Raw genomic sequence first — 23,996 nt, 5'->3', positions numbered from 1 at the left:
TGAGGATACTGCGAAGTAGATATCGAGATTATGACAATTCCCGAGTGGCAGGCTTGAAAGTCGCGAGCGGCCGGTCCGGGCTAGACCGTTGATCCAGGTGATCAGCAGCTCAACGTGATCGACTGCCCAACGCGATCGACAGGTCAACGCGATCGACGCCTTGGCCGCTGCACGTCCTCCGGTCAGCGGCTTGCCGCCAGCTGGCGGCTGTGCTCCTCCCACGCCGCCCGCAGCCGGTCCACGGCGGCCTCCAAGGTGTCCGGGGCCTGCGCATAGCCCAGCCGCAGGCCGGCCAGATGGCGGCCGTCCGCACAGGCCGCAGCCCCGGGGGTGGTCAGCACCCCGAACCGGGCGGCGGCCAGGTGGGCGAAGGTGGTGCTGTCGGCGACCGGCGGCCAGGCCCAGAGCGCCAGCCCGGCCGGCGAAGGCTGCGCCCGCCAGCCCGGCAACTGCTCGGCGAGCAGGCGCAGCAGCAGCTCCCGGCGCTCCCGCAGTGCCCGGCCGAGCTCCCGGTGCCAGGCCGGGCCGGCGGCGGCCAGCAGCTCCCGGGCCAGCAGCTGCGCCGGGACGGACGGGGCGAGGTCGGCCAGGCCCCGCAGCCGCAGCAACCGCTCGTGCAGCGGAGCGGGGGCCCGCAGCCACCCGATCCGCAGTCCGGCCCAGAAGGTGGCTGACAGCGAACCCACGGCCACCACCCCCTCATCGAGCGCGGCCAGCGGCACCCCGCCATCCAACCCCACCTGAGCCCCGCCGGAACCCACCTGGGAGCCACCCACCCCCACCTGAGCCCCGCCGGAACCCACCTGGGAACCACCGACCCCCACCTGGCCGTCCAAACCCACCTGCGCCCCGCCCGGCTCCACCTCGAAGCCGCCCAGCCCCAGCTGCGACAGGTCCTCGATCAGCACGCCCGAGGACCGCCGAACGACCGCCAGCAGCTCGGCCCGGCGGGTGCCGGCCAGTCGGTGGGCCGCGGCGTCCAGGTACAGCACCGGCGACGGTGTCCGCCGCCCGGCCCGGGCCAGCGCCGCCACGTCCAGTTGCTGCTCCGGGCCCAGCGGCACGCCCACCACGCTCGCCTGCCGCGCCGCGACCAGCTCGGCCAGCCCCGGGCGGGTCGGGCACCCGGTGAGCACGGTCCGCCCCGGTGCCGACAGCGCGGTGGCCAGCAGCGCCAGCGCCTGCTGACTGCCCGCCGTGATGATCAGCTGATCGGCCTCGGTGGGCAGCCGCAGCCGGTGCGTCAGCTGCTCGGCCAGCGCCGTCCGCAGCTCGGGCAGACCGGCCGGGTGCACCCCGTGGCCGTAGCCGTCCAGCGGCGGGAACGCACCGACCGCGGGCAGATGTCCGGTGCCCGCCGGTACCGGGAGCGAGAGGTCGATCAGTTCGACGTCCGGTGCCGGCACCCGACCGGAGGGCACCGCCGACCGGTCGCGTGTCCAGGCCGGACGCCGGCTGACGTAGGTCCCGGCTCCCTGGCGCCGCTCCACCAGGCCGTTCTCGACCAGCCGCTCATAAGCGCGGACCACGGTGCCGCGGCTGACCGCCAGGGCGTCGGCCAGCAGCCGCTCGGGTGGCAGCCGGTCGCCCGGCACCGCCAGGCGACGCTGGACCGCCGCCGCGGCGGCCTCGGCGATCTGCCGGTAGCGCGGGCCGGGACGCTGCTGCCAGCCGTCCAGGGCGATCCGCGTCCACCAGCCCAGATCCTGGTCCATTCGGTCAGATTGGCACTGTCCCGAGGCGGCTCACAAGGTCCACGCTGCACATAGCCATCCGGAAGACACAGCCGCCCGGAACCACAGCCGTACAGAACCACAGCCACCCCGAACCACAGCCACCCGGAACCACGGTCGCCCCAAAAAGCACAGCCGTCCAAAACACAGTCGCCCCGAACCACAGCCGCCCGGAAAGGTGCCCGTCCGATGCAGCCCAGCCCCACCCTCGCCCGCCGCTTCTGGGAGGCGGTCGAGCCGCTGCACGCCCTGGTCTACTTCACCCCGGAGCCGGCCGAGGCGGCCCGCGCGGTCGGCCTCACCGGCTGGTGGCGGGGCTATTTCGCGGGCCGGATCGCACCGCTCGGCGCCCTCGGCGGTCCGGCCGCCGCCGCGCTCTTCTTCGCCTTCTCCCCCGTCAAGACCGGCTACGCGCTGCCCGCCGCCTGGACCCAGGCCGCCCCCGAGAAGGTGCTCGACGCCCGGCTGGACGCGGTCCGCTCGGCCCTGGACCGCACCCTGCCCACCGATCGCACCGGCCTGGACGAACTGGTCGACCTCCTGGAACGGGCGGTCGAGGGCTGCGCCTTCGAGGGCCGGCCACTGGCCGCCGCCTGGTCCGACGTACCCCGGCCGGCTGACCCGCTCGGCCGGCTCTGGCTCGCCGCCACCGTGCTGCGCGAACACCGCGGTGACGGCCATGTGATCGCCGTGACCCACGCCGGCCTGACCGGCCTGGAAGCCGGGCTCACCCATGTGGCCACCGGCGCCGTCCCGGCCGACCTGATCCAGCGCAGCCGCGGCTGGACCGACGCGGAATGGGACGGCGCCCGCCGCCGCCTGGTGGCCCGCGGCCTGCTGGACCGCGGCGGCCGGCTCACCAAGTCCGGCGGCACCCTCCGCCGGGAGCTGGAGACCGCCACCGACCGGCTGGCCGCGGACCCGGTGATGCTGCTCGGCGAGTCCGGCCTCACCCGGGCCATCGAGCTGGCCGCCCCGCTCAGCCGCCATCTGATCGACAGCCAGGTGGTCCCGCTCCCCAACCCGATCGGCGTCCCCCGCCCCTGACCCCGCACCCACGACCCCCGCCCTTGACTCCGCACGCCCTTGACTCCGCACGCCCCTGAACCCGCTCCCGCCCCCGCCCACTGCCCCCTGACCCCGAAAGGCCCCACATGACCGCCCTGGTGCTGACCGCCACCGACGGCCCGATCACCACCCTCACCCTCAACCGCCCGGAGAAACTCAACGCCCTCAGCTACGCCCTGATCGACGAGTTGGACGCCGCCCTCGACCGGGTCGAGGCCGACGACACCGTCCGCGCCGTGGTGCTGACCGGGGCGGGCGACCGGGCGTTCAGCGCCGGAGCCGACATCGGCGACCTGGCCGCGAGCATCTCCGGTGGCACCGAGCGGGCACTGCGCGAGGTGGTGCGACGCGGCCAGGGGATCACCCGGCGGATCGAGAACTTTCCCAAGCCGGTCATCGCCGCCGTCAACGGCCTCGCCTACGGCGGCGGTTGCGAGATCACCGAGGCCGCACCGCTGGCTCTGGCCGCCGCCGGTGCAACGTTCGCCAAGCCCGAGATCACCCTCGGCTTCCCGCCCCCGTTCGGCGGTTCCCAGCGCCTGCCCCGCCATCTCGGCCGCAAGCGCGCCCTGGAGCTGATCCTCACCGGCGACCCCGTCGACGCCGCCCGGGCCGCCGAACTCGGCCTGGTCAACGCCGTCGTCCCGGCCCCCGACCTGCTCCCGGCCGCCCACGCCCTGGCCCACCGCATCATCCGGCACGCCCCGACCGCCGTGACTGCCTGCCTCACCGCCGTCACCCGCGGCCTCAACCTCCCCATCGACGAGGCCCTGGCCACCGAGGCCGCCCAGTTCGCCGCCACCCTTCCCACTCCGGGGGTCACCGAGGGCCTGCGGCGCTTCCTGACCCGCCGGCGCCCGCACTGACGGGCACGCACTGACAGCCAGCCGAGTTGGCGCGCACTCACGGGCACGCAGCCACCACACCCCAGGTTGCCGCGCACTGACGGGCACGCCGAGTTGCCCCGTCCTGACTGGGCGTCATCATGGGGGCATGGCCGTCACGCTTCGTCTCGCGCAGCAGGCTGATGCCGATGCGCTGCTCAGCCGTAGTCCGCTCGCCCTGATGATCGGGATGCTGCTGGATCAGCAGGTGCCCATGGAGCTGGCGTTCACCGGGCCGTACACGGTCGCGCAGCGGATGGGGGTGGCGGAGCTGGACGCGGGGGCGATCGCGAGCCGGGATCCGGAGGAGTTCGCGGCGCTGTTCGCGGCGAAGCCGGCGGTGCACCGGTATCCGGGGTCGATGGCGGGCCGGGTGCAGCAGCTGTGCCGGTTCCTGGTGGAGCGGTACGGCGGCCAGGCGGAGGCGGTGTGGCGGGATGCGCCGAGCGGCGCGGAGCTGCTGCGCCGGTTGAACGAACTGCCCGGGTTCGGGCCGCAGAAGTCGCAGATCTTCCTGGCGCTGCTGGGCAAGCAGCTCGGGGTGCGGCCGGCGGGGTGGCGGGAGGCGGCCGGACCGTACGGCGAGGACGGCTCCCACCGCTCGGTCGCGGACATCACCGACGCCGAGACGCTTCTCCAGGTCCGCTCCTACAAGCAGCAGATGAAGCAGGCGGCCAAGGCGAAGAAGAAGGCCGGGTCCTGACCCGAGGCCAGGACCCGGCGGTTGCCGTCATTGGTGTTGCCGTCAGTGGTTCAGCATCACCCAGTGCTGGGCGCCGGTGCCGTTGCAGTCCCACAACTGCACCCGGGTGCCGTCGTCGGTGCGGCTCTGCGGGTCGTCCAGGCAACGCCCGGACGGCGGGTTGAACAGGGAGCCGTCGGGGCGCGGCCACCACTGCTGGGCGCCGGTGCCGTTGCAGGGCCAGGCCTGGACGACGGTGCCGGCGGCCGTGCCGGAGCCGTCGACGTCGAGGCACTTGCCGGCCGCCTGCACGGTGCCGTCCCCGGCCAGGGTCCAGCGCTGGGCGTTGGTCCCGTTGCAGCCCCACAGCTGGACGGTGGGGCCGGCGCCCTGGTCGACGTCCAGGCACTTGCCGCCCAGGCCGGTGATCGGCCCGCTGGCCGCCCGGGCCGGGCCGACGTCGAAGGACGGCGGGGCGTCCTTCGGGTCGTGGCCCCAGCTCGGGTCGGGGGTGGTGGCCAGGTCGAAGTCCAGGGTGCCGCCCTGGCCGACCAGATCGGCGCTCACCCACGGACGGGTGCTGGCCTGGCCGCCGACCCGCAGGCCGTGCACGTAGCGGGCATCGGCCGAGGCGTTCCGGGCCTTGATGTCGATGATGGCGCCGTTGCCCCGGCTGATGGTGATGCCCTGGAAGAGCGGGCTGCCCAGCACCAGTTCGGCCCGGCCCGGCACCATCGGGAAGAGGCCGATCATGCCCCAGACCGCCCAGGAGCCCATCTCGCCGAGGTCGTCGTTGCCGACCTCGCCGCCGGGGGTGTCGCCGAACAGCGTGGTGACCGCACTGCGCACCACGTCGTCGGTCCGGTCCGGACGGCCCGCGTAGTCGTAGGCCCATGGGGCGAAGAGGCTGGGCTCGTTGCCCAGGTAGGCGTAGGGCGCGCCGGGACCGGCGTCGAGCTGCTGGAAGAAGGAGTCCAGCCGGTTGGTCACGGAGGCGTTGCCGCCCATCGCGTCGAACAGCCCGCGCTGGTTGTACGGGACGTTCCAGGTGTACTGGGCGCCGTTGCCTTCAGCGAAGTTGTCGCCGCTGTTCGGGTTGAAGCTCGGCCAGGTGTGGTCCGCGGTGCGCGGCTGGATGTACTTGCTGTCGGCGTTGAAGGTGTTGCGCCAGTTGGCCGAGGCGTGCAGCAGCGCGTCGTGGTCCTCACGGTCGCCGAGCCGTTCGGCGAGCTGGCTGAGCGCGAAGTCGGCGGTGGCGTACTCCAGGGTGCCGGCGGCCGGGCCCCACTCTCCCGGGGTGTTGACGGGCAGGAAGCCCTGGTTGTCGTAGACCGCGTGGCCCGGGCGCTCCTTGTCGTTGCCGCGCCCGTCCAGGGCCCGGCTCAGCAGGTCGGCGGCGTCGAAGTCGGTACCGCCGAACGCGTGGATCTCGGCGGCGATCATCGGCAGCGGGTCGCCGACCATCACACCGGTGCCGCCGTTGGCGAGCGTCCAGCGGTCGAAGTAGCCGGCCTGGGCGCCCTGGTTGAGCACCGACTGGGCGACGTCGGAGGCCTCCTTGGGGGCCAGCAGCGCCAGCAGCTGGATCTGCGAGCGGTAGACGTCCCAGCCCGAGAAGTCGGCGTACTGGACCTTGCCGTCCGGGTTCTGGTGCACCTGCCCGTCCATGCCCGGGTACTGGCCGTCCACGTCGCTGAGCGCGCAGGGGGACAGCAGCGAGTGGTAGAGCGCGGTGTAGAAGGTGCGCTTCTGCTGCGTGGTGCCGCCGCTGACCGCGATCCGGGCGAGCATGTCGTTCCAGTTGGACCGGACGCCGTCGCGCAGCTTGTCGAAGCCGGCGCCCGCCTGCTCGCGGTCCAGGTTGGCCTCGGCGCCCGCGGCGCTGGTGAACGAGATGCCGACCCGGGCGGTGACCGTGCTGCCCGGGGCGAAGGTGACCATGGCCTGGGCGTCCGAGCCGGTGGCCGGCGCGTCCGGGTGCACCAGCTCGGTGGGCTGCCGGAGCCGCTGGGCCTGGGCGGACCTGGGCGGCTGCGGGGCGATGCCCTCGCTCTGCCCGGTGGCGGTGTGCCGGGAGGCGTCCAGCGCGCCGTCGCGCACCGTGCCGGCCTTGGCGAACGGCTGGTCGAAGTGGGCCGTGAAGTAGATCCGGTAGTGGTTGCCCGCACCGCAGAAGCCGCCGCCGTCGGTGTAGCCGGAGATGGTGTCGGTGCCGACCGTCACCGAGCCGGAGGCCTTGTTGAAGGCCCGCCCGGCGTCCACCAGCAGCGAGGCGGCCTGGCCGGCCGGGTAGCTGAACCGCGCCATGCCGGAGCGCTGGGTGGTGGTCAGCTCGGTGCGCAGGCCGTTGTCGAAGGTGACGGCGTAGCTGCCGGGCGCGGCGCTCTCGTGGGCGTGCGAGAAGGTCTCGTGCGCCACCGGCGTGTCGCCCAGGAACGGCATGAACGGGATGTTCCCGTAGTCGCCGCAGCCCGCGCCGGAGATGTGCGTCAGGCTGAAGCCGCGGATCCGCTGGTCGTCGTAGAAGTAGCCGCCGTGCTGGTAGGTCACGGTGTCGGGGCTCCACTGCATCATGCCGAGCGGGGCGGTGGCACCGGGGAAGGTGTTGCCGGCGCCGCCGCCGTTGCCGTAGTCGATGCCGCCCGGCTTGGTCCCGACGAACGGATTGACGTACTGCGCGGGGTCGCTGATGGCGGTTCGAGGGCTGGCGGCTCGGTGCGCGACGGCCGGCGGGGCCGCTCCGGCGACCAGCAGGGCGGCGGCCACGGCTAGCGGAGCCCGGGTCGCGGCGAAGAACTGACGGTCTCTCATCTGCTCATCGTCAAGCCGCCGATCCGGCGTCCGGCGATACGACAGGCCACGGTCACCCGGACGTGTGAGCCCGTCTGCGCCTGCCAGGTCTAGACCAGCTCCGGGGTGGCGGCCGGCGTGGACCGTCCCGCCCGATCGCATTCCGGAGTCGCGCCGTGCAGTCGTCCGTCCTCGCCTTCGCCACCGACCTGCTCGACGAGGGTGCGGACACCTTCTTCGGCAACCTCACCGACCGGGCGGGGGTCGGCGGGGTGACCCTGGCCGCCGTCTACCACGCGGCGCGCGCCACGTCCTTCCGCACCACCCGACCCGGGTGGTGCGCTACCTGGAGCCGGGCGCGGCGTACTTTCGGCCAGACCCGGCGCGTTGGGCCGGACGGCGGCTGGCCCCGGCGCCGGCCGCCGCGATCGGCGTCCGCCCCACCGGGCTCGCGGTGGTCCTGCGCCCGATGGCCGTGGACTGCGACGGGCCGGCCAACCCGGCCGCCAAGGTCGCGGTGCTGCGCGAGCTCGGCGTGCCCGAGGTCGAGTTCTACAGCTACGGACTGATGCGGCTCTCCTCGCTGGACCGGATCGGTGCCGCACTGAGGAGTTGAGGCCTGGATTTCGGAAACTTTCTGCGACTGGAGTGAACCTCCGGGGCCCACGTGGCCGAGACCACTGCCCGGGCCGCGCGTTTGCTGCACCAGCCGCGCCGGTACGGGTAGGCTTTCCGTGTGATCTTCAAGCGCATCGGCAACGGGCGGCCGTACCCGGATCACGGCCGGACCAGCACCCGCCAGTGGGCGGACGTCGCCCCTCGCCCGGTGCGACTCGACCAGTTGGTGACCACCAAGGGCCAGTTGGACCTGGAAACCCTGCTGGCCGAGGACTCCACCTTCTACGGCGACCTGTTCGCCCATGTCGTCAAGTGGCACGGCGACCTGTACCTGGAGGACGGGCTGCACCGCGCGGTGCGGGCCGCGCTGCAGCAGCGCCAGGTGCTGCACGCCCGAGTCCTGGAGCTCGACTGACGGGGGGCTGATGACACATCACCCCCGCAACGTTGGCGCCCCCGCGCGCGTTGTCACTTTCATGAGCTCGGGATTCCGCTCGGGCCTGCCCGCCGAATGATCGTCAGTACACCCTTTCGAGTGCTCGGGTGCGGCCAAAGGATGATCATTTATTACCTTCATCCAGGGAACCGGACTAGGCTGCTGACCACGGTCGCCCAGTGCTGCGGACCCACCGCCCCGCGCTGCGGCCGATCGCCCGCGACGCGCCCGTCACCCATCGGCAAGGCTGCCCTTCCACCAAGGGGAGACAGACTGTGAGCATGTTGACTCCCCACGGCATGAAGGGGAAGCAGTTCCGGATCACTGGCACCAGCTATCCGCGGCTCGGCCCACCGCCACGGCGCGGGCGCAGGGTGCTGATGCTGGTGGGCTCCCTGCTCGCACTCGCGCTGATCGCCCTCGGTGGAGTCCAACTGGTGAACATCTTCACCGGCAAGGCCAAGCACGGTCTCGCCCAGGCCTGCGCCCACCCCTTGGGCAAGCCGCTGGCCGCCCCGGTCACGGGCGCGCCCTCCGCCTCGCCGTCACCCTCCGGTTCCGGCTCCCCCTCCGGTTCCGCCTCCCCCGGCGCGCTCGGCACCCCGCTGCCGGCCGTGACCGCGGTGCCGTCACCCCAGACCGTCACGGTCAACGTGCTCAATGCCAGCGACAAGAACGGGCTGGCGGCGCGCACCGCCGACGAGCTGAAGAAGCGCGGCTTCACCGTGGGCAAGGTCGGCAACGCGCCGGGCCCGCTGCAGAACAAGGTGCCCGGCGCCGCCGAGGTGGTCGGCGGCCAGTCCGGGGCCGCCGCCGCGGCACTGCTCGGTGCCCAGGTCGCCGGGTCCGCCACGATGAACGACGGCCGCAGCGACGGCAGCGTGGACTTCGTGATCGGCTCCGGCTTCTCCCAGCTGCTCGACCAGAACGCGGCGGCCACCGCGCTGGCCGCCGCCATCAAGCCGTCGCCGAGCCCCTCCCCGCAGCCGGGCAGCTGCTGAGCGGCCGCTCAGCCGGCCGTGCCGTAGAGCCGGTCGCCCGCGTCGCCCAGGCCCGGGACGATGTAGCCGTGCTCGTTCAGCCGCTGGTCGATCGCGGCGGTGACCACGGTGACCGGCTGCCCGGCCAGTTCCTTCTCCATCACGGCGACGCCCTCCGGCGCGGCCAGCAGCACCACGGCCGTCACATCGGTGGCGCCGCGGTCGATCAGCAGCCGGATCGCCGCCACCAGGGTGCCGCCGGTGGCCAGCATCGGGTCCAGCACGTAGACCTGCCGGCCCGACAGGTCGTCGGGCATCCGGGTGGCGTAGGTGGACGCCTCCAGGGTCTCCTCGTTGCGGACCATGCCCAGGAAGCCGACCTCGGCGGTGGGCAGCAGCCGGGTCATGCCGTCCAGCATGCCCAGACCGGCCCGCAGGATCGGCACCACCAGCGGCCGCGGGTAGCTGAGCCGGGTGCCGGTGGTCACCGCGACCGGGGTGGTGATCTCGACCTCGTCGGTCCGCACGTCCCGGGTGGCCTCGTAGGCCAGCAGCGTGACCAGCTCGTCGGTGAGGCGACGGAAGGTCGGGGAGTCGGTGCGCTCATCGCGCAGCGTGGAGAGCTTGTGGGCCACCAGGGGGTGGTCGACGACGTGGATCCGCATAGAGGGACCTTAACCGCGTTCCGGGACCGGTCACGACCATACGTGGCCGGGCTTCACCGGGATCATGACCGATCCCCGGAAGGCGTCATCCCGCCCGATGGTGTCGAATCGGGACTTCTGGGAAAGTCGCACAGTATGGAGAGGAACTCGGAGAACTCCTCCGCCGACCCCGACGAGCCAGCCGGCAACACACCCGAGCCGGAGGCCGAGCGCCGCCGGCGTCGCGCCGTCTTCCTGCGCGAACTCGCCGAGGCCCGCGAACTGCGGGCCCGGGTGCAGCCGCGCAAGACCAAGGAGCGCCGAATGCGTGAAGCACTCCGCATGCGTACCTTCCGGATCTGACACGACCAACAGCCGGTTCGCACATGATCAGGGGGCGATCACCGGCCGCGGAGCGGCGAATCCGAGCCATCTGACGCGTATTCGCGGGTCCAATCCGACACGACCTGCGAAGACGCGCTGCCGAACACTCCCCGCGAAGCCTGGCTATCTGTCACGATGCCGATGGGACGGTCCGAACAGCGGACCGCCTCTGGTGCGGGGGCGGCCAGACCGCGTTCGCCCGAGTCCGCCTACGGCCGAGACCATTTGGGAGAGTCCCTGGTGGCGTACTTCGCTGCAGTGCTTGCTCGCACCGAGGACGGGTGGGATGTGAGCGAGACCGAGTTGGACAACGTCGAGACCCTGGCCGACCTTGCCGATCTGGCACGCGAGTCGGCGCAGGACGACGACACGGTCCTGGTGTTCATCGAGCAGGAGGACACATGGTTCGCCGTCGTCCGGGTGGACGGCGAGGACGACCCGCGCATCTTCGTCTCTGACGCCGCCGCGGCCGCCCGCAGCTCCTACGGGGACGTGGTCCTCACCGAGGAGCTGGTCGGCCGCGCCGGGGACAGCGAGTTCGACGACCTCGACAACCTGGTCACCGACCTGGAGGACGACGACGCCGAGCTCTCCGCCGACGACGAGGACGACGACGACCGCCCGCTGACCGGCCCCGGCGGTGTGCCGGTCGGCCCGCTCGGCGACTCCGAGCTGCTCACCGAGTTCGGCGTGCCGGCCGCGGACCTGCTGGAGCTCAGCGGCGAGGGCGCCGAACCCGGCGACGCCCTGGCCGAGCTCGCCGAGGCACTGGGCTGCGGTGAGGTGCTGGAGGCCGTGCGCTGAGGCCGCGGGGCTGCGTCCGCCACACTGGAGGGATGCAGCCCCACCTCGACCTCGCCCTGGCCCCGCTCCCGGCCCCGGTCCGCCCCGACCCGGTGCGGGACCGCTGGGAGCCGTCGATGCGGCAGGCCATCGCCGAGGCCGCGCTGGCCCCGGCAACCGGCGACGTGCCGGTCGGCGCGCTGGTGCTGGGCCCCGACGGCACCGTCATCGGCCGCGGGCACAACGTGCGCGAGGCGGTCGGGGACCCGACCGGGCACGCCGAGATCGTGGCCATCCGGCAGGCCGCCACCGCGCTCGGCGAGTGGCGCCTGGGCGGCTGCACCCTGGTGGTCACCCTGGAGCCCTGCACCATGTGCGCGGGCGCCATAGTGCTGGCCCGCCTGGACCGGGTCGTCTACGGCGCGCTCGAACCCAAGACCGGCGCCGCCGGCTCCCTCTTCGACGCCCTGCGCGACCCGCGCCTCAACCACCGCCCCGAGGTCGTTCCCGGCGTCCTCGCCGACACCTGCGCCGCCCAGCTGCGCGCCTGGTTCGACACCCACCGCTGATCACCACCGAGAACGGATTTCGTCGCGGGCCACCCAGTCCGGTAGAGTCTCCTCTCGGTAGCGTGTCCGAGCGGCCAAAGGAGCACGCCTCGAAAGCGTGTGTGGGGGCAACTCCACCGTGGGTTCGAATCCCACCGCTACCGCCATCCGAAGGCGCCCATCGATTCCCGGTGGGCGCCTTCGTCGTTGCCTGGCCGAGTGGGGAACCTGGGTGATGAGCGGCATGCCACGGTGGATCTGGTACGCGGCGTACGGGTCGAACATGGCCGTCGAGCGGCTGCGCTGCTATGTGCAGGGCGGGCAGGCGGCGGGTGGGGTGCGGACGTATCCGGGGTGCCGGGATCGGGGGATGCCGAGCGCTGCGCGCGGGGTGGAGCTGCCGGGGCGGCTGTACTTCGCGGGGGTGTCGGGGCAGTGGGGCGGCGGGATGGGGTTCTACGAGGCGGGGGCGGGGGTGGTGCCGGCCCGGGCGTACCGGGTGACGGTGGGCCAGTTCTCCGACATCGTGGCGCAGGAGATGTACCGCCCACCGGGGGCCGACCTGGATCTGGCCACCGTGCTGGCGACCGGGCGGGACGAGCTGGGCCCGGGGCGGTACGAGACCCTGCTGCTGGTCGGCGAGGTCGACGGCGAGCCGATGCTGACCTTCACCGCCTCATGGTCGCCGGCCGAGGCGCCGCTGAACGCGCCGGCCGAGGCGTATCTGCGGCAGCTGGCCGCCGGGCTGGCCGAGGCGCACGGCTGGAGCACCGAACGGATCGCCGCCTACCTGGCGAGCCGCCCGGGCGCGGCCGGCCGCTGGTCGGCCGCGTCCGTGGCGGAGCTGCTCGCCCGCACCGCGTGAACGGTCAGACCGGCACCCGCTGCGGCAACGCGGCGAGCACCCGGTCGGCCGCCAGCACCGCCGAGCGGGCGGCCGACTCGGAGTTGGGGCGCAGCGGCAGCCAGTCGCCGGCGTAGTCGACGGCCTGCCGGGGGCGGCTGAGGAATCCTGGCCGCAGGCGCAGCGCCTCGGGGGTGGCCTCGGGCAGGCCGAGCGGGTGGCGGAAGACGTGCGCCGTCCGCAGGGCGCCGAGCAGGCCGGGCAGGAAGCGGGCGGCCTCGGCGGTGGCAGCGGCGATCACCTCGGCGTCGGGCGCGGCGAGCAGCTCGGGCAGCGCGTGCCGGGAGATCAGCACCGAGACCAGGCCGCGGCCGAGCGGGGCTCGGCCGGGGGCCTTGAGGTGGTCCAGGACCACGCCGGAGACCAGTCGGCTCTCGGTCTCGGGGACGATCAGGCCGTAGCTGGGGCTGCGGGTGGGCGAGGGCAGCGGGCGGTCCAGCAGGCAGGCCACCTTGAGCATCGGGGTGTAGGTGGCCGCCGTGAGGTAGGGCCGCTCGTGCTCGGGCAGGTCGGGGCGCAGCGTGAGGATCTGCGGCGCGGGCAGTGCCAGCACCGCCTGCCGGGCGGTCAGGGTGCGGCCGTCGGCGAAGGCCAGCCGGACGCCGGCGGGGTCGGCGGTGGCCTCGGCCAGCGGGCTGTCCAGGGTGACGGGCAGTTGCCGGGCCAGCGCGCGGGCGAGGGCGCCCATGCCGTCGCGGTAGGTCAGCCAGCGGGTGCCGACTCCGGTGGCGGCCAGCAGCACGGCCATCGGGCCGAGCGCCGAGCGGCTGGTGTCCCAGCCGAAGAGGCAGCCGGCCAGTGGCTGCAGCAGGGCGTCGTGCAGGTCGGGGTGGTAGCGGGCGGCGGCCTGGGCGATCGTCAGGTCGCGGAACCTGGTGGCTTCGGGGCGCTCCGGGTCGGTGTCACGGCCCAGGTCGGCGGCGAACCGCAGCCAGTCCAGTCGGCCGCGCGCCGCCATCCCGGCCCCGCTGAGCAGGCCGCGGGGGTGGCCCAGGTGGGCGTGGGCCCGGCCGTGCCGCCACAGGGCGAGCGAGTGCGGGATCGGCAGCACGTCGGCGGGGGCCAGGCCGACGGCGCGGATCAGCTGCCAGGTGGCGGGGTAGCCGCGCAGGGCGATGGTCTCGGCGCCCTCGTCGATCCGGTAGCCGCCGTAGTGGCCGGCGGCCATCCGGCCGCCGACCCGGGAGTCGGCCTCGAAGACCTGGACCGAGCGGCCGGCCCGGCGCAGGCGGTGGGCGGTGGCCAGGCCCGCGAGGCCGGCTCCGATGACGGCGACATCTAAATCAGGGATGGTCACACGGTCTCCGAATCAGAAGGTGGGGAAAACTCCACGGGTAAGGCGGCCTGACGCGGCATCAGGTCCACTGCCCGCTGCCGTACCGCGCCGTGTCCGCCAGATAGCGGTCGCGCAGTACGTTGCGGCGCACCTTGCCGGTGCCGGTGCGGGGCAGCGCCTCCCAGCCGAGCAGCAGCGGCTCGGCCAGCGGCGGCAGGTCGCGCACCGCGTGCTGCCAGCGGCCCGGGTCGAGCAGGCCGTCCCGGGTGACCAGCAGCGGCAGCGCCGGCTGCCCGGGCCCGGCGCCCAGCACCACGGCCTCCTCGACCTCCGGCAGCCGCTCGTGCAGCACGTCCTCCAACTCGACGCAGCTGGCCCCCGGCATCATGTCCACCTCGCGGTCCAGCACCCGTACCCCGCCGGTCCTGGTCAGCGTCCCGATGTCGCCGGTGCTGAACCAGCGCCCGTCGCGCTTGGCGGCCCACCGCTCGGGTTCACCCACATAGCCCTGGCAGAGTCCGGGTACCCGGGCTTGCAGCAGGCCCACCTGGCCGCGCGGCAGTCGCCGTCCGGTGGCCGGGTCGACCACCCGCAGCCCGACCCAGCCGGGCACCGGCCGGCCCAGGTCGCGGGTGGTGGGGTGGCGCTCGTCGCGCCGGGCCAGCGAGCGGCGCACGAAGAAGCGGAAGCTCAGCGGCCCGGTCTCGCTCTGGCCCCAGGCCTGCATCCAGACCGGGAACCGGCGGTCGCTGGCGTCGAGGAAGGCCCGCACGGTGGGCGGGTGCACGGCGTCGAAGGTGCTGATGAACAGGCGCCCCCGGGCGAACGGGCCGTCGGGCTCGGCGGCCAGCGGCTGCCAGTGCTGGTAGACGGCGGGCGCCGCCTCCACGATGGTGGGCGGGTGCGCGCGCAGCAGTCGGACGGCGGCCGGCCCGTCGTCGGCCAGCAGCAGGGCGTTCTCCGGCCGGCCCCAGAGCGTGGAGATGGTCCAGGAAACCGCCCGGCCGTGCGCGAAGGAGACCGCGCTCGCCGTGGTGTCCGAGGAGCGCAGCGCGGTGACCGGCCAGGGGCGCGCCTCGAACCCGGTGATCCGGCGGACCAGGCTGCGGGTGGAGTGCACCACCAGCTTCGGCACCCCGGTGGTGCCGGAGGTGTGCATGATCACCAGCGGCTCGTCGTCCGCACGCCGGTGGACGGCGGGGACGGCGCCGCCGCGCAGGTCGGCCAGTGCGGTGCTGCCGGGCATCGCCCCGTCCAGGCAGACCGTCGGCACGGCGGGCCGGTCGGCCGCGCCCGCCAGGGTGGCCCGGTCGGAGAGCAGCAGCGCGGGCCGCAGCCGGGCGAGCAGGGCCGCCAGCGCGTCCGGCGGCAGCACTCCGGAGATCAGCGCGGGCACTGCGCCGATCCGCGCGGCGGCGGCGGCCAGCAGCGCGTAGTCCCAGTGGTTGCGCTTGTGGATCGCCACCCGGTCGCCGGGTCGCACCTTGGCGGCGGCCAGCGCGGCGGACATCTCCCGGACCAGCTCGGCGAGTTGCGGGATGGTCCAGACGCAGCCGGCGTCCGGGGCGAGGTCCAGCGGGCGACTCAGTCGGACGGTGGTGGGCGAGCCGCGGTCGGCCAGGGTCTCCATGAGCGGGCCGAAGTCGAGCGGCCGCGGGCGCAACAGCCTCATGCCGCACCCCCGTTGATCAGGCAAGCGGCCACCAGCAGGGCGGTGCAGACCCGGTGGGTGTGGATGCCGAGTCGGCGGGCCCGCAGGATCTCCCGGGAGCCGGCCACCAGGCCGAGCGTGAACTGACCGGCCCGCAGCGCGATCACCGGAGCCATCAGGGCCGCGAACCAGCCTGGTGCGTAGCCCAGTTGAGCTGGTGCCAGGAGCAGTGCGGCCTCCAGTAGACAGAGCGCCGCGATGAAGGCCGCGTTGCCGGCCGGCGAGGCGAGCACCGCCACGGTGCGCCGGCCCACCGCCCGGTCGCCCGCGATGTCGTTGACGTTGGAGTAGACGCCGAACAGCAGCGGGCCGAGCCCGAAGACCAGCCCCAGCACCGCCGCGAAGCCCTCGACCCGGCCGGTGACCAGCCCGTAGGGGGCGAGCACGAAGACCCAGCCGTAGAAGGCGAGGAGGAACTCCTGCCAGCCCCGGTAGCTCAGCCGCAGCCACCAGGAGTACTGGAAGCCGGCGAACAGGCAGCCGACCGTGCCCGCGACGGCCCACCAGGGCCGGTGCGGCGCGATCGCCAACGCCAGCCCCCAGCAGCCGAACTGCGCGGCGATCGCCCACCAGGCGAACCGCACGGCCCGCCGCTCGGTCAGCGTGCCGGCGATCAGCGGCTTGCGGGCCAGTCGGCGGGCGGGCGCGTCGGGGCCGTAGTTGGCGGCGTCGCTGCCGTCCCGGTAGCCGGTCACGTCGTCGAGGGAGCACAGCCCTGCGAACATGGCGATCCCGCCGACCAGGAAGAGCCCGATCACCGCCCAGCCGCGGCCGGTCAGCGGGTGGGCGGGCAGCAGCATGGCCAGCAGCAGCGGGGTGGCCAGGTAGTAGTCGTAGACGTCCAGCTTGGCGAGGCGGACGTAGGCCCGCCAGGACGCGGCCGTGGGCCGGTACCGCCCGACTGGCGCGAAGGTGTCCAGCACGGTGGGGAATCCTCTTCGTGAGGTGGGGTGTCGAATGGGCCGGTCAGGCTCGGCGGGCCTGCACCGAGTAGACGACCGGCGAGCAGGCGGCGAACTGCGGATCGCTCATCAGGTGTGCGAGCCCGCCGAGTTGGCGCTCGGTCAAACCGTTTGCCAGCAGTCGGTCGCGCAGCATCTCCAGCAGGCACAGCTGGAGCTCCAGGCCGGGGTGTCCGGCCCGCCAGAGGAAGATCCGGGGCTGCGGGTCGAGTTGCTCGAATCCGGCGTCGCGCAGTTCGGCGGCGCACTCGCGCCCCCAGGTCACCCGGCCGCCGGCAGCGCCGAACAGCTGTTCCTTGGCCGCGAGATAGGCCTCGTAGAGCCGCGCCGCGGCGGCGTCGGGGGTGAGCAGCGCGGGGGCGTAGGAGGTGTCGAACTCGTCGATCTGGATCCAACCACCGGGGCGCAGCGCGGTCCGCAGCCGGGCCAGCACCTCCCGCCGGTTCGGCACGTGCTGGAGCACCAACCGGGCATGCACCAGGTCGAACTCGCCGGTGGGCAGCGGGTCCTGGCCGATGTCATGGCGCAGCACCCGCAAGCCGGCGCCGGATGCCAGCCGCCTGGTGTCCAGGTCGGTGGCGAGCACCTCACCGCCCGGCAGCACCCGGTCGGCCAGCCAGCGGGCGATGCTCCCGTCGCCGGCGCCGATCTCCAGGCAGCGCCACCCGGGCCCGACTCCGGTGTCCGCCAACCGCTCGGTGGTGTACGGGTCGTAGGCCTCGCGCAGGGCGCGCAGTTGGGTGCCGGCGAGGTCGGTGGCCTCGGCCATGGCATAGGCGGTCATCGGGGGTGCTCCGGTCACGAACGGCAAGGTGGCAGCAGACGGGGAGCCGTCGACGGATCGACGGCTCCCCGGTGGAACTGTGCTGGGCTCAGCTGAAGGTGGCGTCGAACACACCCTGGGCCCGCGGCGTGAAGGTGACCTGACCGGTGACACCCTCGTAGCTGCCGGTGCCGCCGTTGACCACGCCGGTCTCGGCGGCGCGCTCCGGGTTGGCCGCGTCGTCGCTGATCGGCAGTGTGGCGCTGAAGGAGATCTTGCCCTCCTTGGTGTTGATGGTGCCGGTGCAGAACACCACGTCGGACTTGGTGTTGATCGCGTCCTTGGCGCAGACGTCGAACGCCTCACCGACCTTGTTGCCGCTGGTGTCCTTGACGACGGCGCGGCCGCCGAAGGTGGCCCCGACCACCTGCGGGCTGTCGGCCTCGCCGTTGGTGCCGGCGAAGTCCAGGGTCATCGCCGGAATCTTGGTGGCGTTCGGGGTCGCGGGCGCGTTGTCCGCGAGGGCCGGAACGCTCAGGGCAGCGACCGTGCCCACGACCAGACCGGCGACCGCAATGGCGACGGAGCGCTTGGCCGTGATTTGCATGGGTCCTCCTAGGACATGTCGGGCCGGATGCCCGAGCTCGGCGCCAGTCGATCACAGCCCGGCCGCTTTTCGTCACTCTCCGTGTCATCGGCGGGTCGGTGGACTCGGCACACCGCCAGCCCTTGCGGCACTTGGGCTCTTGACCGGATCCGGCGCAAAAAAGTCCCGAATGACCGATCCCGGACTTCACTCGGACGGTGAACGTTCTTCACCCATAAGGCGGCCCCGACGGACTCCGCGCGAGCATCACCCGTCAGGGCCAAGAAAATGATGACTATCCATCAACTTCGTTCAACTGACGGCGAAATCGCACACAACATCGGCAATGTACTCCACCTGGCGATCCGTCAAATGGGGATAGACGGGGATCGACAGTGCTCGCTCGGCGGCCCGGTCGGCGGCGGGCCAGCTGTCCCCCGCTTGGACATACGGCGCGAAGGCCTCCTGCCGGGGCAGGATCTGCGGGTAGTAGGCGTGCGACGCGATGCCGTGCGCCCGCAGGTGGGCGGCCAGTGCCCCGCGCCGCTCGGCCAGCACCGTGTACACGTAGTAGCAGCGCCCCTCGGTGCCGGGCGGCGGCGGCTGCACCCCGCGCCCGGCCAGCGGCGTGAAGCGCTCGGTGTAGTACGCCGCGATCCGGGCCCGCCGTTCCAGCCGGGCCGGCAGGCCGGGCAGCCGGTGCCTCTGAAAGGCGGCCTGCAGCTCGTCGAACCGGCTGTTCCAGCCGATCCGGTGGTGCCGGAACCGGACCCTGCCGTCCTGCCCGTGGTTGCGCAGCATCCGCACCGTGCGGCCGATCTCCGCGTCCCGGGTGACCACCACGCCGCCCTCCCCGGGCATGCCGAAGGTCTTCACCTGGACGAAGGAGTAGACCCCCGCCTCGCCCCACAGCCCGGCCGGCCGGCCCGCCAGCACCCCGCCCTGGGCCACCGCGGAGTCCTCCACCAGCCGCAGCCCGTGGCGCTCGGCCAGCGCCTGGAAGGCCGGCATGTCGGCCATCACCGAGAACAGGTGCGCCGGCATCAGCGCCTTGGTCCGCCCGGTGATCCGCCGCTCCATCGCCGCCGGGTCGGCCACCATGGTCCACGGGTCGATGTCGGCGAAGACCGGCCGGGCCCCCACCTGCACCACGCCGGCGGCCAGCGGGGCGCAGCCGAAGGCCGGCACCACCACCTCGTCGCCCGGCCCGACCTCCAGCGCGGCCAGCACCATGGTCAGCGCGGTGGTGCCGCTGGAGCAGGCGACCACGTCGGCCGCACCCAGCTGCTCGGCCAACTCCCGCTCCAGCAGCGCGGTCTGCTCGCCCAGGATGAACCGCTGGCTCGGACCGGTGCCGATCTGGCGGAGCAGGCGCAGCAGTTCGGCCCGGTCACCCTCGAAGAGGTCCGGCGGGAAGAACGGGATCTCGGTCAACTGGGCGGTGTTCACTCGTTCTCCCGATGGAACGCTCGGATCAGTTCGCAGACGGTGTCGACCTGGTCGAGCTCCAGCTCCGGGTAGAGCGGCAGCGCCAGGGTGCGGGTGCAGGCTGCTTCGGCGGCCGGGAACTCGCCTGCCCGGTGCCCGAGTTCGGCGAAGCAGGGCTGCAGCGGCAGCGGTGACGGGTAGTAGACCTCGGTCTCGACCCCGTGCAGCGCCAGGTAGGCGGCGAGCTCGTCGCGGCGCGCGGTCTCGATCAGGTAGACGTAGAAGACCTGGCCCTCGATACCGCCCACCGGCGGCCGGCGCAGCACCCCCGGCGCATCGGCCAGCCGCTCGTCGTAGGCGGCCGCCAGCTCGGCCCGGCGGGCGATGTCGGCGTCCAGCCTGGTCAGCTTGGCCAGCAGCACGGCCGCCTGCAGGTCGTCCATCTTGCTGTTGCAACCGGGCAGCGTGGAGCCGGTGTTGATCGTCGTGAAGTCGCCGATGGTGCGCCCGAACCGGCCGTGGTGGCGCAGCGCGGCCGCGGTGGCGGCGATCTGGTCGTCGTCGGTGAGCACCGCGCCGGCGTCGCCGATCGCGCCCAGCGTCTTGGTCGGGAAGAAGGAGAGCACCCCGCCGGCGCCGAACAGCCCGGCGTGGCGCCCGCTCAGGCGCATCCCGATCGCCTCGGCGCTGTCCTCCACCACGGTCAGGCCGTGCCGGCCGGCCGCCGCGCAGAGCGCGGGCAGATCGGCGAGCCGGTGGAACAGGTGGACCGGCATCACGAACCTGGTCCGCTCGGTGACGGCTGCCTCCAGTGCCGCCGGATCCAGCGCATAGGTCTGCGGGTCGATGTCGGCGAAGACCGGCCGGCCGCCGGCCAGCACCACCGAACTCGCCGAGGCGACGAAGCTGAACGCGGGCACCACCACCTCGTCGCCGGGCCGCAGCCCGGCCGCCCGCAGCAGCAGGACCAGCGCATCGGTGCCGCTGTTGACTCCGACCACATGGCGGGCGCCGGTGTATTCGGCCAACGCCCGCTCCAGTCGGGCGACCTGGCGGCCGTGTGAGAACTTGCCGTCGTCCAGCACCTCCACGGCGCGCCGCTCGATCAGCGGCCAGAGCTCCTCGAAGGTGCGGGCCTGGGTGAAGAACGGCACCGGTCGGCGCCCGGCCGGCTGCCTGGGCAGCGCGCCGGGGTTTGCGGTGGATGGCTGCAACGCTTCCCCTCTCAGGACGAAGCCTCCCCGGCCTGGCGGCGGCGAAGGCTCGGATTGGGGACCGAGGCTACGTCGACTGTCCAGCGGCATACCGTCAAAAGAGTGCTGATTACTCATAAACCACTCTTTAGTGAAGGTAAGCGCCCAGAGTGAGTTGACTTGCCGTCAGATTGATCGGCACCCTGTCGCCGTTCCGATCCGGCCTGAACCCATGGGCCCCGAACCGCCCAGGAGGTGGCACCGCGCGATGTTCCGCACCCTCATCATCGGCCTCGGCCGAGCGGGTGCCGGGCTGCACCTGCCGGTGCTGCTGCGACTGCGACACGAAACCGCACGGCTGTTCGCCGATGCGCCACTGCTCGCCGTCGACCCGAGCCCGGCCGCATTACCCGACTCCCCCGACCTGCGCCTAATGCCCTCACCGGCTGCCGCCTGCAAGGTGCTCGACCCGGCCCGAACCGTGGTGCACATCTGCACGCCACCCCAGCGCCGCGCCGAACTCGTTGCCGAACTAGCCGAGTTGGGCTTTCGGCGGCTGATCGTCGAAAAGCCGCTCGCAGCCTACCCGGCCGATCTGGACACCCTGGCCGACCTGGTGCACCGCCTCGACCTGGAGGTCGCGGTGGTGGCCCCGTGGCTGGCCAGCACACTCACCGAGCGCCTGACCGCACTGGTGCGCGGCGGTGAACTCGGCGCGCTGCGCCGGATCTCGGTGCGCCAGCACAAGCCGCGGTTCCGCCGCTCGCTGACCACCGACGGCCACCCGACCGCCTTCGACATCGAGATCCCGCACGCGCTGGGCGTGGCACTGCAGTTGGCCGGCGACGCGGAGGTGCTGCGGGCCGACTGGCGGGACCTGCGGGTGGGCGACCAGCTGCGCCCCGCGCTCGGCAGCGCCCGGCTGGTGCTGGCCCACCACGGCGGCGTGCGCACCGAGATCGTCTCGGACCTGATGTCACCGGTGCGCGAACGCCGGATCGCACTGCGCTTCGCCAACGGGACCGCGATCGGCCACTACCCCGGCAGCGCCGACGACGAGTACGCCCAACTCCGGCTCACCGGACGGGGTCTGAACAGCCGCGAGATCTTTCCCGACGATGCGCTGAGCAGCTACCTGCGCCGCGCCTACGCCCGCTTCCTGGCCGGCCCGCTGCCACCGCAAGGCGAGTTCGACCCACAGGTCAGGGCGGTCCGCCTGCTGAGCGATGCCAAGCGGCTCAGCGGTGCGGACCTGGTCATCCGACCACCCGAGTCGACCGAACGGGAGTTGTCCTGTGTCCACTGAGCTGTCGCCCGAGCAGACCACCGGCAACTCCCCGCCGGCGAGACCGATCACGGAGGCACCCCCGGCCGTGGGCTGGAGGAGGATCGACTACTGCGGGATCACCGACGAGGCCGCCGCCGACCTGACCGGCCAGCTTGCCGCCGCCCGCGAACTCGGCTGGCAGGCCATCGAGTTGCGCTCGGTGGACGGCCAGCCGCTGGACCTGCTGAGCGGCCCCGCGTTCGCCCGGGCCGCCGCCCGGATCGCCGAGGCCGGCCTGCGAGTACCTGTGGTCGCATCCCGGATCGGCGGCTGGGCCCGCCCGGTCTCCTGCGACCTCGACCAGGAGTTGAACGAACTGGCGCTGCTGGCGGACCGCTGCGCGGCACTCGGCACCCGCTTCCTGCGGATCATGTCCTACCCCAACGACGGCCTCCCACAGGACGATTGGGAACGCGAGGTGCTGCGCCGGATCCGGGTGCTGACCCGCAGCGCCGAGCGGCACGGCGTGGTGCTGCTGCACGAGAACTGCTCGGGCTGGGCCGGCCGGGACGCCGACCGGGCACTGCGCCTGCTGGACGCGGCCGGGAGCGACGCCTTCGGGCTGCTCTTCGACACCGGCAACGGCGCGGCCCACGGCTACCGCCCGCTGGAGCTGCTGCGCCCGCTGGCACCGTATGTGCGCCACGTCCAGGTGAAGGACGCGGTGCGGCTGTCCGGCGACGCGGTGGCCTACCGGACGCCGGGCGAGGGCGACGCCGAGGTGGCCGACTGCCTGCGTCTGCTGCTGGCCGCCGGCTACCAGGGCCACTGGTCGATCGAACCCCATGTCGCGGTCCGCCCGCACGAGGGCCACCGGGACGAACCCACCGCCTGCCGCGCCGCCTTCGCCCGCTGCGGGCAGGCGCTGCGCGAACTGGCCGAGACCGCGGCGGCCACGGCGGGCGGCAGCTGGCGGGGCACCGCCGCCGGACTGGAGTGGACACCGCCGTGCTGACCCCGACCGACCGCCGGCTGCTGCTGGAACTGCTGACCCTGCCCACCGCCGGGCCGCTGGAGGATCCGGCCCACGCCCCGCGGCTCTGGGACGCCCAGCGCGGCTACGCCGCGGCGGCCGCCGCCGAATGCGGCTTCGCGGTGCTGCGGCACGAAGCGCCGGGCCGGGCCTGGGCCGAACTCCCGGACGTGCCACTGCCGGTGCGTGCCGCGGCCGCCGACCCCGCGTTCCTCGCCGACCAGCCCTCGCTGCTGCTGCGGCTCGGTGCGTCGGACACCCCGCGCGAGCGCACCGTGATGTTCAACGTGCACCTGGACACCGTGGCCGGCGGGCAGCCGGTGCGGTTCGTCGACGGACCGACCGGCGGCACCTTCCACGGCCGCGGCGCGGTGGACGCCAAGGGGCCGGCCGTCGCCCTGCTGGCCGGGGTGCGGGCGGCGCTGGCCGCCCGGCCCGGACTGGCCGAGCGGATCGCCGTGCTGGTGCAGGCGGTGGCCGGCGAGGAGGGCGGGGCGCTGGGCACCATCGGCACCCGGCCGCTGGTGGCCGCCGGGCACTACGGCCGGCTCAACGTCTTCTGCGAGCCCACCGGCAACCGGGCCCTGACCCGCTGCACCGCCGCGATGACCGCCCGGATCACCGCGCACGGCCAGGACGCGGTGGACGACCAGCCGGGGGCCGGCCACAACGCCACCGTGCTGCTCGGCTTCCTGGCCCAGCACCTGGCCGGCACGATCACCCCGGGCGACGGGCGGCTGTGCATCGCCGGCCTGCACACCGGCCGGCTGCACAACCGGGTCTACGGCGGGGGCGAACTGCTGCTCAACCTCGCCTACCCCGACCCGGCCACCGCGGCCCGCCTGGAGCAGGCGGTCACCGAGGGGCTGGCCGAGGGGCTGCGGGCGTTCGCCGACCGGTTCGCCGCCAACCCGCTGCTGGCCCGCACCGCAGTGGACGCCGCGGAGATCACCCGGCTGGAGTGGCTCAAGCGCGGTCTGCCCGCCCTGGCGCCGACGGCCGGCGACGCCTGGCTGACCGAGCTGCTGGCCGGCGCCGGGATCGCCGAGTGGCCGGCCGACGAACCCGGCTTCACCTGCGACGCGATCTGGCTGGCCGGCCACCCGGGCACCCACACCGCGGTGCTCGGCCCGGGCACCCTGGCCGGCAACCGCGCCCACGCGGACGGCGAGTTCGTGCACACCGCCGAGCTGGCCGCCTTCGCCCGGTCGGTGCGCGACCTGCTGGCCGCCTTCGACACCGACTGCGCCGGCCCCGTCCCGCCGCCCCGCGTCGCCCACCACACCACCAGCCCCGCTCATTGAGACCCAGGAGGCCAGCACC

At 73.5% G+C, this 23,996-nt stretch carries 23 protein-coding genes and 1 tRNA gene; 14 read left to right on the top strand and 10 right to left on the bottom strand.

Annotated features, from left to right (window positions below):
* Window positions 1-182: 182 nt before the first annotated feature.
* A complete protein-coding gene (locus tag E6W39_RS43070) occupies window positions 183-1,715 on the bottom strand; it encodes an aminotransferase-like domain-containing protein (RefSeq protein ID WP_141635106.1) in 1,533 nt (510 codons plus the stop codon).
* Between the two features lie 207 nt (window positions 1,716-1,922).
* Here E6W39_RS43070 and E6W39_RS22795 point away from each other — a divergent pair, with 207 nt between their 5' ends.
* The 3 genes from E6W39_RS22795 (at window position 1,923) to E6W39_RS22785 (ending at window position 4,388) form a co-directional block, all read left to right on the top strand.
* Window positions 1,923-2,780 (top strand): SCO6745 family protein, encoded by an 858-nt coding sequence (locus E6W39_RS22795; RefSeq protein ID WP_141635105.1) that lies wholly within the window; start codon window positions 1,923-1,925, stop codon window positions 2,778-2,780.
* A gap of 107 nt (window positions 2,781-2,887) precedes the next feature.
* A complete protein-coding gene (locus E6W39_RS22790) occupies window positions 2,888-3,667 on the top strand; it encodes a crotonase/enoyl-CoA hydratase family protein (RefSeq protein ID WP_141635104.1) in 780 nt (259 codons plus the stop codon).
* Window positions 3,668-3,794: 127 nt separating this feature from the next.
* The gene (locus E6W39_RS22785; protein ID WP_141635103.1) at window positions 3,795-4,388 is read left to right on the top strand and encodes an HhH-GPD-type base excision DNA repair protein; all 594 of its coding nucleotides are present in this window, start codon (window positions 3,795-3,797) and stop codon (window positions 4,386-4,388) included.
* Window positions 4,389-4,430: 42 nt separating this feature from the next.
* On the opposite strand, the gene E6W39_RS22780 is transcribed toward E6W39_RS22785, so the two are convergent.
* Complete coding sequence (locus tag E6W39_RS22780) at window positions 4,431-7,178, bottom strand: GH92 family glycosyl hydrolase (RefSeq protein WP_141635102.1); 2,748 nt, start codon at window positions 7,176-7,178, stop codon at window positions 4,431-4,433.
* Between the two features lie 313 nt (window positions 7,179-7,491).
* Between E6W39_RS22780 and E6W39_RS22775 the strand changes: the two genes are divergently transcribed.
* From E6W39_RS22775 to E6W39_RS22765, 3 genes are all read left to right on the top strand, one after another.
* Window positions 7,492-7,773 (top strand): hypothetical protein, encoded by a 282-nt coding sequence (locus tag E6W39_RS22775; RefSeq protein WP_141635101.1) that lies wholly within the window; start codon window positions 7,492-7,494, stop codon window positions 7,771-7,773.
* Between the two features lie 120 nt (window positions 7,774-7,893).
* Window positions 7,894-8,190, top strand: a complete 297-nt coding sequence (locus tag E6W39_RS22770; RefSeq protein WP_101380881.1) for a type II toxin-antitoxin system VapB family antitoxin — start codon at window positions 7,894-7,896, stop codon at window positions 8,188-8,190.
* A 302-nt stretch (window positions 8,191-8,492) separates the two neighbouring features.
* Entirely contained in the window at window positions 8,493-9,212 is a 720-nt protein-coding gene (locus E6W39_RS22765) for a LytR C-terminal domain-containing protein (RefSeq protein WP_141635100.1), read from the top strand.
* An 8-nt stretch (window positions 9,213-9,220) separates the two neighbouring features.
* Here the strand turns inward: E6W39_RS22765 and upp are convergent, their stop codons facing one another.
* Window positions 9,221-9,856, bottom strand: coding sequence for a uracil phosphoribosyltransferase (gene upp, locus E6W39_RS22760; RefSeq protein WP_101380879.1), 636 nt, complete (start codon window positions 9,854-9,856; stop codon window positions 9,221-9,223).
* 135 nt (window positions 9,857-9,991) lie between these two features.
* Here upp and E6W39_RS22755 point away from each other — a divergent pair, with 135 nt between their 5' ends.
* From E6W39_RS22755 to E6W39_RS22735, 5 genes are all read left to right on the top strand, one after another.
* On the top strand, window positions 9,992-10,198 hold the full coding sequence (locus E6W39_RS22755) for a hypothetical protein (protein WP_141635099.1): 207 nt from the start codon (window positions 9,992-9,994) through the stop codon (window positions 10,196-10,198).
* 261 nt (window positions 10,199-10,459) lie between these two features.
* Window positions 10,460-11,023 (top strand): tRNA adenosine deaminase-associated protein, encoded by a 564-nt coding sequence (locus tag E6W39_RS22750; RefSeq protein WP_228718298.1) that lies wholly within the window; start codon window positions 10,460-10,462, stop codon window positions 11,021-11,023.
* 32 nt (window positions 11,024-11,055) lie between these two features.
* Entirely contained in the window at window positions 11,056-11,571 is a 516-nt protein-coding gene (gene tadA / locus E6W39_RS22745) for a tRNA adenosine(34) deaminase TadA (protein ID WP_101380876.1), read from the top strand.
* Window positions 11,572-11,627: 56 nt separating this feature from the next.
* Window positions 11,628-11,717 (top strand) — tRNA-Ser (locus E6W39_RS22740).
* A 68-nt stretch (window positions 11,718-11,785) separates the two neighbouring features.
* Entirely contained in the window at window positions 11,786-12,415 is a 630-nt protein-coding gene (locus E6W39_RS22735; RefSeq protein WP_228718297.1) for a histone deacetylase, read from the top strand.
* Window positions 12,416-12,419: 4 nt separating this feature from the next.
* On the opposite strand, the gene E6W39_RS22730 is transcribed toward E6W39_RS22735, so the two are convergent.
* From E6W39_RS22730 to E6W39_RS22700, 7 genes are all read right to left on the bottom strand, one after another.
* Window positions 12,420-13,751, bottom strand: a complete 1,332-nt coding sequence (locus E6W39_RS22730; protein WP_141635097.1) for a protoporphyrinogen/coproporphyrinogen oxidase — start codon at window positions 13,749-13,751, stop codon at window positions 12,420-12,422.
* A gap of 58 nt (window positions 13,752-13,809) precedes the next feature.
* The gene (locus tag E6W39_RS22725) at window positions 13,810-15,402 is read right to left on the bottom strand and encodes a class I adenylate-forming enzyme family protein (RefSeq protein WP_141635096.1); all 1,593 of its coding nucleotides are present in this window, start codon (window positions 15,400-15,402) and stop codon (window positions 13,810-13,812) included.
* On the bottom strand, window positions 15,399-16,364 hold the full coding sequence (locus E6W39_RS22720) for a UbiA family prenyltransferase (RefSeq protein ID WP_228718296.1): 966 nt from the start codon (window positions 16,362-16,364) through the stop codon (window positions 15,399-15,401). The genes E6W39_RS22725 and E6W39_RS22720 overlap by 4 nt, the downstream gene beginning before the upstream one ends.
* Before the next feature lie 43 nt (window positions 16,365-16,407).
* A complete protein-coding gene (locus tag E6W39_RS22715) occupies window positions 16,408-17,205 on the bottom strand; it encodes a class I SAM-dependent methyltransferase (RefSeq protein WP_220140253.1) in 798 nt (265 codons plus the stop codon).
* A 70-nt stretch (window positions 17,206-17,275) separates the two neighbouring features.
* Window positions 17,276-17,773, bottom strand: a complete 498-nt coding sequence (locus E6W39_RS22710; RefSeq protein WP_141635095.1) for a hypothetical protein — start codon at window positions 17,771-17,773, stop codon at window positions 17,276-17,278.
* 291 nt (window positions 17,774-18,064) lie between these two features.
* Entirely contained in the window at window positions 18,065-19,201 is a 1,137-nt protein-coding gene (locus E6W39_RS22705) for a DegT/DnrJ/EryC1/StrS family aminotransferase (RefSeq protein ID WP_228718295.1), read from the bottom strand.
* Window positions 19,198-20,394: a DegT/DnrJ/EryC1/StrS family aminotransferase gene (locus E6W39_RS22700; protein ID WP_228718294.1), complete on the bottom strand. Its 1,197-nt coding sequence runs from the start codon at window positions 20,392-20,394 to the stop codon at window positions 19,198-19,200. Before E6W39_RS22700 ends, E6W39_RS22705 begins: the two co-directional genes overlap by 4 nt.
* A 247-nt stretch (window positions 20,395-20,641) precedes the next feature.
* On the opposite strand from E6W39_RS22700, the gene E6W39_RS22695 reads away from it, so the two are divergent.
* Genes E6W39_RS22695 through E6W39_RS22685 form a run of 3 tightly spaced genes read left to right on the top strand, consistent with a single transcriptional unit; the run spans window position 20,642 to window position 23,977 of the window.
* The gene (locus tag E6W39_RS22695; RefSeq protein WP_141635094.1) at window positions 20,642-21,679 is read left to right on the top strand and encodes a Gfo/Idh/MocA family oxidoreductase; all 1,038 of its coding nucleotides are present in this window, start codon (window positions 20,642-20,644) and stop codon (window positions 21,677-21,679) included.
* Window positions 21,669-22,655, top strand: a complete 987-nt coding sequence (locus E6W39_RS22690; RefSeq protein ID WP_220140252.1) for a sugar phosphate isomerase/epimerase family protein — start codon at window positions 21,669-21,671, stop codon at window positions 22,653-22,655. The genes E6W39_RS22695 and E6W39_RS22690 overlap by 11 nt, the downstream gene beginning before the upstream one ends.
* Window positions 22,649-23,977, top strand: coding sequence for a M20/M25/M40 family metallo-hydrolase (locus tag E6W39_RS22685; protein ID WP_228718293.1), 1,329 nt, complete (start codon window positions 22,649-22,651; stop codon window positions 23,975-23,977). The genes E6W39_RS22690 and E6W39_RS22685 overlap by 7 nt, the downstream gene beginning before the upstream one ends.
* Window positions 23,978-23,996: the final 19 nt, after the last annotated feature.

It is taken from the genome of Kitasatospora acidiphila (assembly GCF_006636205.1).
GTDB classification, from domain to species: Bacteria; Actinomycetota; Actinomycetes; order Streptomycetales; family Streptomycetaceae; genus Kitasatospora; species Kitasatospora acidiphila.
This window is presented reverse-complemented; position numbering and strand designations above follow the sequence as displayed.